This is a genomic window from Streptomyces sp. CA2R106 (assembly GCF_037034245.1).
In the GTDB taxonomy this organism is placed as follows: Bacteria; Actinomycetota; Actinomycetes; order Streptomycetales; family Streptomycetaceae; genus Actinacidiphila.
The window spans coordinates 156364-168829 of record NZ_JBAGKC010000014.1 but is presented as its reverse complement, the minus strand read 5'-3'; the positions used below and the strand labels follow the sequence as shown (position 1 = coordinate 168829).

The 12466-nt window shown below is 75.0% G+C and carries 10 protein-coding genes and 1 tRNA gene; 5 read left to right on the top strand and 6 right to left on the bottom strand.

Features of this window, described 5'->3' with window-relative positions; translation table 11 throughout:
* Positions 1-41: 41 nt before the first annotated feature.
* Positions 42-1097 (bottom strand): LLM class F420-dependent oxidoreductase, encoded by a 1056-nt coding sequence (locus WA788_RS21105; protein WP_335979602.1) that lies wholly within the window; start codon positions 1095-1097, stop codon positions 42-44.
* Positions 1098-1230: 133 nt separating this feature from the next.
* Here WA788_RS21105 and WA788_RS21100 point away from each other — a divergent pair, with 133 nt between their 5' ends.
* On the top strand, positions 1231-2208 hold the full coding sequence (locus WA788_RS21100) for an aldo/keto reductase (RefSeq protein ID WP_335979601.1): 978 nt from the start codon (positions 1231-1233) through the stop codon (positions 2206-2208).
* A 62-nt stretch (positions 2209-2270) separates the two neighbouring features.
* The gene (locus WA788_RS21095; RefSeq protein ID WP_335979599.1) at positions 2271-4616 is read left to right on the top strand and encodes a helix-hairpin-helix domain-containing protein; all 2346 of its coding nucleotides are present in this window, start codon (positions 2271-2273) and stop codon (positions 4614-4616) included.
* Positions 4617-4711: 95 nt separating this feature from the next.
* Here the strand turns inward: WA788_RS21095 and WA788_RS21090 are convergent, their stop codons facing one another.
* Positions 4712-5317, bottom strand: a complete 606-nt coding sequence (locus WA788_RS21090; protein WP_335979597.1) for a hypothetical protein — start codon at positions 5315-5317, stop codon at positions 4712-4714.
* Positions 5318-5365: 48 nt separating this feature from the next.
* Here WA788_RS21090 and WA788_RS21085 point away from each other — a divergent pair, with 48 nt between their 5' ends.
* On the top strand, positions 5366-5554 hold the full coding sequence (locus WA788_RS21085) for a DUF5703 family protein (protein ID WP_335979596.1): 189 nt from the start codon (positions 5366-5368) through the stop codon (positions 5552-5554).
* A gap of 224 nt (positions 5555-5778) precedes the next feature.
* Here the strand turns inward: WA788_RS21085 and WA788_RS21080 are convergent, their stop codons facing one another.
* The 3 genes from WA788_RS21080 to WA788_RS21070 all read right to left on the bottom strand — a co-directional run bounded on the left by WA788_RS21080 (position 5779) and on the right by WA788_RS21070 (position 8352).
* Complete coding sequence (locus WA788_RS21080; protein WP_335979595.1) at positions 5779-6396, bottom strand: chaplin; 618 nt, start codon at positions 6394-6396, stop codon at positions 5779-5781.
* A gap of 210 nt (positions 6397-6606) precedes the next feature.
* Positions 6607-6840: a chaplin gene (locus WA788_RS21075; protein ID WP_335979593.1), complete on the bottom strand. Its 234-nt coding sequence runs from the start codon at positions 6838-6840 to the stop codon at positions 6607-6609.
* A gap of 174 nt (positions 6841-7014) precedes the next feature.
* Positions 7015-8352 (bottom strand): M20/M25/M40 family metallo-hydrolase, encoded by a 1338-nt coding sequence (locus tag WA788_RS21070; protein ID WP_335979592.1) that lies wholly within the window; start codon positions 8350-8352, stop codon positions 7015-7017.
* Positions 8353-8595: 243 nt separating this feature from the next.
* Between WA788_RS21070 and WA788_RS21065 the strand changes: the two genes are divergently transcribed.
* Both WA788_RS21065 and WA788_RS21060 read left to right on the top strand, forming a co-directional pair.
* Positions 8596-8680, top strand: a tRNA-Leu gene (locus WA788_RS21065).
* Between the two features lie 351 nt (positions 8681-9031).
* Positions 9032-10216, top strand: a complete 1185-nt coding sequence (locus WA788_RS21060; protein ID WP_335979589.1) for a type III polyketide synthase — start codon at positions 9032-9034, stop codon at positions 10214-10216.
* A 53-nt stretch (positions 10217-10269) separates the two neighbouring features.
* Here the strand turns inward: WA788_RS21060 and WA788_RS21055 are convergent, their stop codons facing one another.
* Positions 10270-12441, bottom strand: coding sequence for a SpoIIE family protein phosphatase (locus WA788_RS21055; RefSeq protein ID WP_335979587.1), 2172 nt, complete (start codon positions 12439-12441; stop codon positions 10270-10272).
* Positions 12442-12466 lie beyond the last annotated feature (25 nt).

The following is a 12466-nucleotide window of genomic DNA, read 5'->3' as shown; positions in this document are numbered from 1 at the left end:
CACCGGGCGACGCGACGCCGCGGAGATCCAAACGACAGGCCCTAGGCGAGTCCGGCCAGGGTCAGCGCCTCCACGCCCGCGCGCAGGCCGGCGAGGCGCTCCTCCAGCGTGAACCCGGACGGTGCGAGCGAGAGCGTGGTCACGCCCGCGGCGGCGTACTCCTTCATGCGGTCCGCGATCCGCTCCACCGGCCCCAACAGGCAGGTGGAGTCGATGAGTTCCTGCGGCACCGCGGCCGCGGCGGCCTCCTTCTCGCCGGCGAGGTACTTCTCCTGGATGTCGGCGGCCTCCCGCTCGTACCCCATGCGCCGCGCGAGCTGGTTGTAGAAGTTCTGCTTGCGGCTGCCCATGCCGCCGACGTACAGCGCGGTGTACGGGCGGAAGGTGTCCGCGAGCTTCGGCAGGTCCGCGAGGGAGCCGAGCGACAGCGGCAGCGTGGGGCAGACGTCGAACCCGTCCATCGTCAGCCCGGCCTTCTCCCGGCCGGCCCGCAGCGGGCGGATCGCGGTCTCGGCCAGGTGCGCGGCGGACGGGAAGATCAGCAGGGCGCCGTCGGCGATCTCACCGGTCTGCTCCAGGTTCTTCGGGCCGATCGCCGCGATGTACAGCGGGATGTGCTCGCGCTGCGGGTGCACGGTCAGGCGCAGCGCCTTGCCGGGGCCGCCGGGCAGCGGCAGCGTCCAGTGCTCGCCCTCGTACGACAGCCGCTCGCGGGTCATCGCCTTGCGGACGATGTCGACGTACTCGCGGGTGCGGGCCAGCGGCTTGTCGAACCTGACGCCGTACCAGCCCTCGGAAACCTGCGGCCCGGACACGCCCAGGCCCAGCCGGAACCGGCCGCCGGTCAGGCTGTCCAGGGTGGCCGCGGTCATCGCGGTCATCGCGGGGGTGCGCGCGGGGATCTGGAGGATCGCCGAGCCGACGTCGATCCGCTCGGTCTGCGCGGCCACCCAGGACAGCACGGTCGGCGCGTCGGACCCGTACGCCTCGGCGGCCCAGCACACGGAGTACCCGAGACGGTCGGCCTCCTGCGCGACGGCGAGGTTGTCCGCGTCCATCCCGGCACCCCAGTAGCCGAGGTTGATCCCGAGCCGCATAGCGCTCCCCTAACTGCGTACTGGCCAGTAACGTCGTTGTCCCCCCGGACTTTAGCGCCTCGGCCCGGCGAACGCGCCTGTCGGGTACGTCACTGCTCCCCATTTGCGGGGCCGTTCGCTAGCCTCAGCGGTCATGGAGCACAGGCAACTCGGCCGCACCGGCCTCCGCGTGTCCCGGCTCGGGCTCGGCACGCTCACCTGGGGGCGCGACACGGGCGAACGGGACGCCGCCGACCAGCTCAAGTCCTTCTGGGAGGCGGGCGGGTCACTGGTCGACACCGCTGACGTGTACGCGGACGGAGGCGCGGAATACCTCCTCGGTCGGCTGATCGAGGACCTGGTGCCCCGCTCGGACCTGGTGATCGCCACGAAGGCGGGCAGCGTGCCCGACCCGGACCGGCGGTTCGACACCTCCCGGGGGCACCTGCTGGCCGCGCTCGACGCCTCGCTCCAGCGGCTCGGCACCGACCACGTCGACCTGTGGCAAGTGCACGCCTACGACCCGGACACGCCGCTGGAGGAGACCCTCCAGGCGCTCGACATCGCGGTCAGCAGCGGCCGGGCCCGCTACGTCGGCGTCTCCAACTTCTGCGGCTGGCAGCTCGCCAAGGCCGCGTCCTGGCAGCTCGCGTCGCCCGGGCGCACCCCGCTGGCCAGTACGCAGATGGAGTACTCGCTGCTCCAGCGCGGGGTCGAGCGCGAGGTGCTGCCCGCCGCGGTCGACCTCGGGGTGGGGCTGCTCCCGTCGTCGCCGCTCGGGCGCGGGGTGCTCACCGGGAAGTACCGCAACGGCACCCCCGAGGGCTCGCGCGGCTCCTCCGAGATGGCCGCGTTCGTCGCGCCCTACCTCGACGAGACCGCCGGGCTGATCGTGGACGCGCTGGCCATAGCGGCCGACGGGCTGGCGGTGTCCCCGCTGCACGTCGCGCTCGCCTGGGTACGGGACCGGCCCGGGGTCAGCGCGCCCATCCTCGGCGCGCGCAACGCCGCGCAGCTGAGCACCGCGCTGTCGGTGGAGGGCCTTACGCTGCCGGAAGAGATCTGCTCGGCCCTGGACGACGTCTCGGCGCCGCTGCACCGCTACCCGGACCACGACTGGACCACTCTCTGAGCGCCGTACGGCTCCTTGAGTGCTGTACGGCGCGGTCGTCCCGCTCCACGGAGGCTTTCCGCGTGACCACCCCGACCCCGTCCGACGACTCCACCGCGCCCCCGGCCACCGGCACCGGCACCGCCGCCACCGCGGACGGCCCCGCCGTGCCCGCCGCGCGCCCCGGCCCGGCCGGGAAGCCGGACCTGGCGAGCCTGGCGGCGGCGATGCGCTCCATCGAGCGCGGTGAGAGCCCGGCGGCCCCCGCCCCGCGCGGCGACGCGGCGGAGGCCCGGCGCAAGCGGCGCGAGGCGATGGCGGAGGAGACCGCCCGCCTCCAGGCCCTGGAGGCGGCGGAGGCCGTCCCGGCGGGTGGTTCCGCGGCGCCGGACGCAGACGCGGGCCCGAGCGCGCCGGACGCCGTTGACGGTGGCCCCGAACCCGCCGCCGCCTCCGCCACCGCCACCGACGCGGGCGGCACGGGCGACGACGACGGGGAGAGCCCGCACAGCGACCCGGCCGCGCCCGAAGGCACGGACAGCGCCGAGGTGGACGCCCGGGGCGGGGAGCCGTCGTCGTCCGGTCCGCTCGGCAAGGAGGCCGTGGGGGCCGTCCGGGAGCGGCCGGAGCCGCGCCCCGCTGCCGCGGGTGCGGCGGTGCGGGGCCCCTTGGACGCGGTGGCGGTGGCGGCCGCGCGGGAGGTGCTGGCCGGGGGCGGGGCGCCCGGGGAGCTGGCGGAGCCGGTGGTGCGGGCGCTCGGGGAGGGCGCGGCGGAGCTGGTGCGAGCCGACCCGTGGAGCGTGCTCGGCCTGCCGGGGGTACGGGTCGGCGTGGAGCAGGTGGACGCGTTCGCGCGGGCGGTGCTGGGCGAGGCGGTCGGCCCAGGTGACGAGCGGCGGGTGCGGGCGCTGGTGAGCCATGTGCTGGACCGGGCCGCCGAGCAGGGCCACACCGCGCTGGGCGCGGACACGCTGCGTACGGCGCTCGCGCGCTACTCCGTGCCGGACCCGGACGCCGGGCTCGCGGCGGCCGTGGAGGAGGGCCGGGTGCTGGCCTTCCGCGAGGCGCCCGAGGGTGCGGAGGGCGCCGCGCAGCACGCCGGCGATGCCGAGGGCGGCGCGGACGGCGCGGACGGCGAGGACGGCGAACCGGCGCCCGTACGGCTGCTGTTCGGCCTGGACCGGTACGCCCTGGCGGAGGAGAGCCTCGCCGACGGCTGCGTGCGGCTGCTGCGGTCCTTCGAGGGCCCGCGGGAGGACGAGGCGCCCGGGTGGGAGGCCGCAGCGGCCGCCGCCCCGTCGCCGTCCGCGGCCGAGCTGATCCGGGCGGCGGCCGGGAGCGGCCTGGTCCTGCACACCGGCGGCGAGGCGGCCCGCGCGGAGCCCGCCGCGCTGGTGGCGGCCGCCCGGGCGGCGGGCCTGCGGGCATACGCCGCCGCCTACACCGACAGCGGGCGGCGGCGGCTGGCCGAGGTCCCCGGGATCGGCGCGGAGGGCGCGCGGACGGTCGTAGAGCTGCTCGCGGGGGGCCGGGCCGCCGACGGCAGCCTGCCGCTGGACCTGCTCGCGGTGCTGGACGCCCCGCAGCTGTCCGTCGAGGAGGCCGCCACGCTGGTCGAGGCGGTCCCGGACGGTGCCCGGCTGGTGCTCAGCGGGGACCCGCACACGCTGTGGTCGGCCGGTCCGGGCCGCGCGTTCGCCGACCTGCTCGCTTCCAAGGCGTTCCCGCGGGTCACCTCGCGCACGCCGGACCCGGGGCCGATCGGCGAGCTCACCTCGTACGTGGCGGTCGGGGAGCTGGCCGCGGTGGAGGCGCCGGGCAAGGAGGTCGTGGTGGTCCCGGTGCGGGCGCCGGGCGAGGCGGTGCACCGCGCGGTGCAGCTCGTCGCGGACTCGGTGCCGCGCGCGTTCGGGGTGCCGCCGGGCGACACGCAGGTGATCACCCTCGCGCACGGCGGCCCGGTCGGCACCCGCGCGCTGAACGCGGCGCTCAAGGAGCGGCTGAACCCCGGCCCCGGCCGGTTCGGCGGCTTCGACCCGGGCGACCGGGTGGTCCATGTGCCGGCGCCGGGCCGTACGTATCCGGCCACCGTCGTGGGCGCCGACCAGGAGGGGCTGCGGCTGGCGGGCGCGGACGGGCCGGTGCTGGTGCCGCGCGCGGAGGTCGGGGCCACGGTCCGGCACGGCTGGGCCGTCACCGGCCACCAGGCGGCGGGCATCCGCTGGCCGGCGGCGGTCGTGGTGGTGCCGGGCGACGCGGGGCCGCTGCTCACCCGCGGCTGGGTCTACACCGCCTTCAGTCGCGGCGAGCGGCACCTGTCGGTCGTGCAGGGCGCGGAGCAGGCGCTGGCGGCCGCGGTGGCCGGGCCGGTGGCGAAGGAGCGCACGACGCGGCTGGCGGCGGTGCTGCGGGAGCTGGCCGCGCAGTAGGCACGCGGGGGCAGGAGCGGCAGCGAGGGCGGCGGCGGGCGGGCCGGGGGCGGGGGGCGGGGGGCGGGGGCGGCGCGGCGCCCCCGCCCCCGGGTTCACTCGGACTCGACCGCGTCCGTCTCGTCCTCGAAGGCCAGGCTCATGTCGAAGCGGCACAGCGCGAGTTGCGGGTCGGCCTGGTCGAAGGGCGCGTCCAGCCACTCCCCCGGCTCGGTCGGCTCGGCCGCGCACACCCACAGCGTGGAGTCGCCCTCCTCCAGGCCGAACTCCTTGTGCCGCTGGGCGATCTCGTCGGGTTCGTACTCGCCGAAGACCGCCGCGACGGCCGCGGTGACCGACTCGCCGGCCTCCGCGTCGCCGTCGGCGGTGCGGCGGGCCTGGGCGAGCAGCCGCTCCGGCTCGACCACGGTGTAGTCGCGGCGGATCAGCACGCTGATCGACTCGGGGTCCTCGGGGCCGGTGTACTCCGGTGCGCCGTCACCCGCGGGCACCTCGAACGGGGTCACCTCGTCGTACGCGTCGTACAGCAGCTCGTCGTACGACTCGGCGGCCGAGGCCAGAGCTTCGAACGCCGCGTAGACGGACGGGTCGTCGTCCCCGGCACGGTTCTCGATGGCGTCGAGGTGGCGGTCGAGCGCGGCTTTGAGCGCTTCCGCCGCGGCACGGACCTCGGCGACGGTGGGCTGTACGTCATCAGACATGGAGCAGACGCTATCCGCAGAGGGGCGTTGCCCGCACAATAGATTGCGATGCCGGAATACGAATTCAGAGAGATGTACGTGCCGCGGGGTACCTCGCGCAAGGAAGCGGCACGTCTGCTGACCGACGAGGCCGAGTACAGGCACTGGGAACTGGACCGGGTGCGGCTCTACCCGGACGGGAGCCGCCGGGTGCGGCTGCGGCGCCGGATCATCCGCCAGATGCGGGCCACCTGGTGATCCACCAGGGGATATCCGTGCCCTGCCGGGAGGGCGCGGCCGGGGCCGGGTGAAGTGCCGCCGGTCGTTGCGCGGGGTGGTCCGCCCGCGCAGCCGGGGCGCCCGGCGGGGCCGGGTATGACCGGGGCATGTGACCAAGACCACGTGGAGTGGAGCGGCTCATCGATACCCGCGGGCCGGATCGGTGGATCGCCGGGGCCCGCGGGTCCGCCTGCCGTCGGCGGTCAGCGCCGTGCGGCGCGCCCGCGGCGGTAGAGCAGGGCGCCGCCGAGCAGCAGCGCGCCCGCGGCACCCGCGATCATCCCCATGTCGTCCGCGCCGGTGTGGGCGAGGGTGGGGGTGGTGGCGCCGGTCGGGGTGATCGTCTGCGCGGCCGGTACGGCGTCGTCGGTGGTGGTGCCGGTGTGGCCGGAGCCGCCCGAGCCGTTGGTGGTGCCGGGGTTGCCGGGGGTGGTCGGCGTACCGGGAGTCGTCGGCGTGCCCGGGGTGCCGGGGGTGGTCGGCGTACCGGGGGTCGTCGGCGTGCCCGGGGTGCCCGGGGTGCCGGGGTTGCCGGGCGTGCCCGGGCTGCTGGGTGTGCCGGGCGTCGTCGTACCGCTGCTGCTGTTGCCGCAGCTGTTGCCGAACGCCGGGTTCAGCAGCGCGAGCACGTCGACGGTGTTGCCGCAGAGGTTCACCGGCACGTGGACCGGCACCTGGACGCTGTTGCCCGACACCACGCCGGGCGAGCCGGTTGCCGCGGCGCCCGCACCGGCGTCCGCGACGGCGAGCCCACCGGTCGCGGCGAGCACACCGCCCGTGGCGACCGCGGTGAGCAGGCCCTTCGTCATGACCTGACGCATGGGTTCGTTTCCCTACCTTCGATTCGACTCTTGACCGGAGCGGGCAGGGGGAACATCCATGCCCCGCACCTCCCCGAAAATGGCGAGCGGCCCCGGAGCGCCGCGAGGGCGTCCGGGGCCGGCCTCACCGCGCCCTCGGGCGCGGAAGGGTTCCCGAGCCGCGGCCTGAGGCGGCCGCGGAAGGTACCAGTGCTGGTGGCCAGGCGGTGCCTAGCTGTTGACGCAGGTGTTCCCGAAGGCGGGGTTGAGCAGCCCGACCACGTTGATCGTGTTGCCGCAGGCGTTCACCGGCACGTGCACCGGGATCTGCACGACGTTGCCCGACAGCACGCCCGGGGACTGCACGGCGGCACCCTGGGCGCCGGCGTCCGCGAAAGCCAGGCCCGCGCCCGCGAGCACCAGACCGCCGGTGGCGGCCGCAGTGGCCACGACCTTCTTGATCATTACTTCCTCCTGAATGGGGCGGTGTGGTCCCCTCAGCAGCGGACCACACCCGGCGTAACGACACGGAGGAAGCAGGGCAACGAAGAGAGTCGATCATTCACCCGTACCGGCGACCCGGGCCGCCGGTACGGGTACAGGAAAGCGAACGGCGTGCTCGGTGGACGCCGGCCGCGGTCAGCAGTTGTCGAGGAACCGGTCCAGCACCCGGACCCCGAACTTCAGGCCCTCGGTGGGCACCCGCTCGTCCACGCCGTGGAACATCCCGGCGAAGTCCAGCTCGGGCGGCAGTTGCAGCGGGGCGAAGCCGAAGCAGCGGATGCCCAGGTCGGAGAAGGACTTGGCGTCGGTGCCGCCGGAGAGCATGTAGGGCACGGTGCGGGAGATCGGGTCCTCGGCCTTGAGCGCGGTGCGCATCGCGTCGACCAGCGCGCCGTCGAAGTCGGTCTCCAGCGCCTTGTCGGAGTGCAGCGACTCGCGCTTCACCCGGGGGCCGAGCACCCGGTCGAGGTCGGCGAGGAACTCCTCCTCGTATCCGGGCAGGAAGCGCCCGTCGACATGGGCGGTGGCCTGGCCGGGGATGACGTTGACCTTGTAGCCGGCGCCGAGCATGGTCGGGGCGGCGGTGTTGCGCAGGGTGGTGCCGATCATGCGGGCGACGCCGCCGAGCCGGACGAGCGTCTCCTCCATGTCCTCCGGGTCCAGCTCGATCCCGAAGGCGTCGGACAGCTCGTCGAGGAAGCCGCGCACCGACTTCGTCAGCCGCACCGGGAACTGGTGCCGCCCGAGCCGGCCGACCGCCTCGCACAGCTCGGTGATCGCGTTGTCGTTGTTGGTCATCGAGCCGTGGCCGGCGGTGCCGTCCACGGTCAGCCGCATCCAGTGCATGCCCTTCTCGGCGGTCTCCACCAGGTACAGCCGCAGGTTCTCGTTGACGGTGAACGAGAAGCCGCCGACCTCGCCGATCGCCTCGTCGACGCCCTCGAACAGGCCCGGGTGGTTGTCGACCAGGTACCGGGCGCCGTAGGTGCCGCCGGCCTCCTCGTCGGCGAGGAAGGCCAGCACGACGTCCCGCGGCGGCTTGCGGCCGCTGCGCACCCGGTCGCGAATGACGGCGAGCGTCATCGCGTCCATGTCCTTCATGTCGACCGCGCCGCGGCCCCACACGCAGCCGTCGGCCACCTCGCCGGCGAAGGGGTGCCGGGTCCAGTCGTCGGCGTTCGCCGGGACCACGTCGGTGTGGCCGTGGATGAGCAGTCCGGGCCGGCTGCGGTCCTCGCCCTCGATCCGCACCACCGTGGACGCCCGGCCCGGGTGGGACTCGAAGATCTCCGGTTCCAGGCCCACTTCGGCGAGCTTCTCCGCCACGTACTCGGCGGCGGCGCGCTCCCCCGGGCCGGAGTGGTCGCCGTAGTTGCTCGTGTCGATCCGGATCAGCTCGGCGCACAGGTCGACGACCTCGTCCTCGCCCGCGACCCTCCCGTTCTCCGCCCTTGCGGGCCCCGACTCACTCACGCTGTCTCCTCGCTCGTTCCCCGCCGCCGCGACCGCGACCGGTGCCTGTTCCCATCCTCCCTCGCCGCCTGCCGTCTTCCCACCCCCGGCCCACCCCCCGGACCGGCCCCGCCGGGCCCCGCCCGGGCCGCTCCCCCGTTCCCGGCGCCCGGCGGCGCCCGCCGGCGGAGGTGCTTTCACGGTCTGGATCTTTGCTATGGTTTACCTCGTCGCCCCGGCCACGTCGCCGCGGTGACACACCCGGTCCGGGTGGCGGAATGGCAGACGCGCTAGCTTGAGGTGCTAGTGCCCTTTATCGGGCGTGGGGGTTCAAGTCCCCCCTCGGACACTCACAGTCATCACGGCATCGTCCGGGTCGAAATCCTTCGGCCCGGACTTTTTGCTGTCCGCCCGCCCGCAGGCCACCGCCCGGGCCCCCGGCAGGGTCAACGAGCCCCGCGCACGGCGCCGTTGCGCGCCGGCATCCCCAAACCCCCCGGTGGACCGCGCACTTCTTCCAGCCGCGGTGCGTCGAGTGGCATCGGCCACAGATTCGCTCGAACCATGTCCAATTCGCCCCGACTTAGGTTATAAATTCCGAAGTGGTCAGCTGCTGTCCGCAATTGATCATCAGCGTGCGAAGTGACGTGTTTCATATACTTCGCAGCGATCCCTGGTACTGCGTCGAAAGGTGTGTCCCGTGGCCGCTTACCTCTCTCCCCCGGCGGTGATCCATGGCGAGCACGCCGTGACGACCGGCCAGATCCTGGCGGAGGTCCGGGCGCGGCACCCGCAGGCGCCGTGGCTGTCGCGGATCGAGGGCATCGCGGGCTCCACCGGGATCGACACCCGCGGCTGGATGCTGCCGCTGGAGGCGGCCGTCGCGCCCGGCGCCGGCAGCGGCCTGCGCACCCCGGACCCCGACCTGGCCCGCGAGGCGCTGGCCCGCGACGGGTTCGGCGAGGAAGAGGTGAAGCGGGCGATCGCCGCCCTGGAGGCGGTGCCGGCGCCGCAGACCGTGCAGGAGCGCACCGCCCCCGCGTGGGAGGCCGTGCAGGCGTACGGCGAGCGCGCGGCCCGCGGCGCCCTCCAGATCGCCGGGCTGGACGCCTCCGACGTCGACTGCCTGATCACCAGCAACTCCACCACCCCCGCGCTGCCCGGCCTGGACGTCTCGCTCGCCAACCAGCTGCCGCTGCGCCCCGACGCGCTGCTGCTGCCGGCCGCGCAGTGGGCGTGCATCGCCGGCACCCGCTCCCTCGCGCTCGCCGCCGACCTGGTGGCCGCCGACCCCGACCGGGTGGTGCTGGTCGTCATATCCGAGGCGCTGAGCACCACCTACCAGCCCGCCGACGACACCCTCGAATCCCTCATCGTGCGGCTGCTGTTCGCCGACACCGCGGTGGCCGCGGTGGTCACCGGGCGCCGCCGCCCGGAGTCGGTGCTGCGGCTGGACGCGTCCTGGCACCACACCCTGCCCGGCACCCAGGCCCTGCACCGGCTGGAGACCCGCACCGACGGCACGCACTTCGTGATGGACCGGCACGGCCCGCGCGCGGTGCAGAAGACCGTCGGCGCGATGTGGGAGTGGCTGCGCCGCCGCCACGCCGGCGACGACTCCCCCTGGCACCCCGACCTGCTGCTCGCGCACCCCGGCGGCACCCGCGTGCTGGAGTACATGGAGCAGACCATGCCCGAGGGCTGGCCGACCGACGTCCTCAGCCACAGCCGGGACAGCTACCGCACCGGCAACCGCGGCGGCGCCGCCGTCTTCGACATCCTGCGGCGCGCCCATGACGCCGGGCAGCGGCCCGGCAGCCGCACCGTGCTGTACGCGGCGGCGCCCGGGCTGACGGCCACCGCCGTGGAAGCCGAGTGGCTCTGACCGCCTGACCGGCCCGGCCTTGCCCGGCCGGGCCGCACCGGCAACCGCCGCGGCTACCAGGCGAGTTCGGCCCACACCACCTTGCCGGTCTCCGTCCAGCGCACCCCCCAGTGCGTGGTGACCTTGTGGACGACGTACAGGCCGCGGCCGCTGTCGTCCAGCAGCCCGGTCCGGCCCTTCCGGGGCCGCCCGTTGCCGGTGTCGCCCACCTCGCACAGCAGCCCGCTGACGTCCTTGATCAGCCGTACGGTGATGGGCCCGGTGGCGAAGCGGCCGGCGTTCGTCACCAGCTCGCTGATCAGCAGCAGCGCGTTGTCCCGCGTCTCGTCCCTGGCCTGCCACTGCCGCAGCCGGGTCGCCGCCAGGGCGCGGGCCTGCCCTGCGGCGTCGGCGCGGGCGGGCAGCCGCCAGGTGGCCACGTCGCGCTTGCGGCGGCCGGTCATCCGGGCCAGCAGCAGCGTCATGTCGTCGCGAAGGTGGCTGCGCGCGGTGAGGGTGGTCACCAGCCGCCGCGCGGCCTGCTGGAGGTCGTCCCAGGGGTGCACCCGGCCGACGAGTTCCGCGAGCCGGGCGATGCCCTCGTCTATCGGCACCGCCGGGTCCTCCACAAGGCCGTCGGTGTACAGGGCGAGCAGCGACCCGGGCGGCGCGGCGAAGGTGTGCGTGTCGAACGGCTCGCGCAGCGCGAACTCGGTGCCGAGCCCCGGGTGCGGGGGCGCCGACAGCACCTCGGCGGTGCCGTCGGGCAGCACCAGCACCGGCGGCAGGTGGCCCGCGCTGGACATCACCACCTGGTGGCCGACCGGGTCGTACACCGCGATGCAGCAGGTCGAGCCGAGGGCGCTGTATCCGGCGGCCAGCCCCGCCTCCGCGTCGTCCAGCAGCGTCACGGTCTCGTCCAGGTGCTCCAGCACCTCGTCGGGGGCCAGACCCGCCGACAGCAGCGCGCGGGCCTCCATGCTGAGCTGGCCCATGGCCGCGGCGGCCCCCAGGCCGTGGCCGACCACGTCGCCGACGACCAGCGCGGTGCGCCCGCCCGGCAGCGGGAAGCTGTTCACCCAGTCCCCGCCGACGCCGGCGCTGTCGGGGGTGGTCGGCTGGTAGACGCTGGCGACGTCGATGGTGTCGCTGCCGGCCCGCGGCAGCAGCCGCCGCTGGAGCGCGAGCACCTGGGCGTGCTCGCGCTGGTGCTGGCGGGCCAGGTCCACGTGGTGGGCGGTGCGCGCGGTCAGTTCCTGGAGGTCGAGCAGCTCGCTGTCGCGGAAGGGGCGGTCCGGGCGGCGCCAGATCTCCGCCACGCCCAGCACGATCGGCGCGGCGCCGTCCCGCCCCTCGACGACCAGCGGTATGCACGCCAGGCTGACCGGCCGGTCGCCCGGCACCAGGGCACGGATCAGCAGCGGGTCGCCGCCCAGGGCCCGCTCGATCGACGCCCGGTCGGGGATGACGATGGGGCGGGTGACGCCGTCGCGCTTGACGGCCTCGGCCAGCAGGCGGTTCGCCTCGCCGGGGAGGTTGTCGCCGGGCGTGAGGTAGCCCTCCGGCCAGGCCCGGTCCGGCACCAGGGCCGCGCGGCGCAGCCGGACCCGCCCGGCCGGCTGCTCGGTGACGGCCTCGCCGGTCCACACCGCGTAGTCCAGGTCGATCGCGGCGACGTCGGCCCAGGCCAGCAGGGACTGGGCCAGGGACTGCGCGGTGTCGCCGATGTCCAGGGAGGTGCCGATGGCGGTCTCGGCGGCGTACAGGTGCAGCCGCTTGGCCATCGCGATCAGGGAGACGGTCAGGCCCTCCTGGGGCGGCGCGGCGGGCAGGATGCTCATCGAGACGACCAGCTCGGTGCCGTCGTCCCGCAGCAGCCGCTGGACCCGGGCGACGTGCGGCTCCTTCGTCTCGGCGACCTGCCGCAGCCGGCGGGTGACGGTCGGGATGTCCCCGGGCGGCAGCAGGTCGGCGAAGGGCCGGCCCGCGGCGACGCTCAGCCCCGCGAACGCGGGCGCCTCCAGGTTGCGGCGGGTGATGTTCAGCTCGCGGTCGAGGTCGACGGAGCCGAGGATCTGCTCCTGGCTCTCGGGGTGGTGTCCGGTGCCGCCGCCCGGCACGGCGGCCTCCTGCGCCCGGGCAGCGCCGGCCGCCGGCCCGGTGCCGCCGTGCGGGCCGTAGTTTCCCAGCGCGCGACTGACCTGGTCGGACGGCAACGAAGACGAGGGGGATGGTGTCGAGTCCATACGCTCTCTCAGCTCGCTGGCCGGC

Excerpts from the sequence above, each read along its gene's own strand:
- WA788_RS21075 (WP_335979593.1), bottom strand. The coding sequence starts at position 6,840 with ATGATCAAGAAGGTCGTGGCCACTGCGGCCGCCACCGGCGGTCTGGTG.
- WA788_RS21090 (WP_335979597.1), bottom strand. The coding sequence starts at position 5,317 with ATGTCTGATGACGTACAGCCCACCGTCGCCGAGGTCCGTGCCGCGGCG.
- WA788_RS21085 (WP_335979596.1), top strand. The coding sequence starts at position 5,366 with ATGCCGGAATACGAATTCAGAGAGATGTACGTGCCGCGGGGTACCTCG.
- WA788_RS21055 (WP_335979587.1), bottom strand. The coding sequence starts at position 12,441 with ATGGACTCGACACCATCCCCCTCGTCTTCGTTGCCGTCCGACCAGGTC.
- WA788_RS21100 (WP_335979601.1), top strand. The coding sequence starts at position 1,231 with ATGGAGCACAGGCAACTCGGCCGCACCGGCCTCCGCGTGTCCCGGCTC.
- WA788_RS21105 (WP_335979602.1), bottom strand. The coding sequence starts at position 1,097 with ATGCGGCTCGGGATCAACCTCGGCTACTGGGGTGCCGGGATGGACGCG.
- WA788_RS21080 (WP_335979595.1), bottom strand. The coding sequence starts at position 6,396 with ATGCGTCAGGTCATGACGAAGGGCCTGCTCACCGCGGTCGCCACGGGC.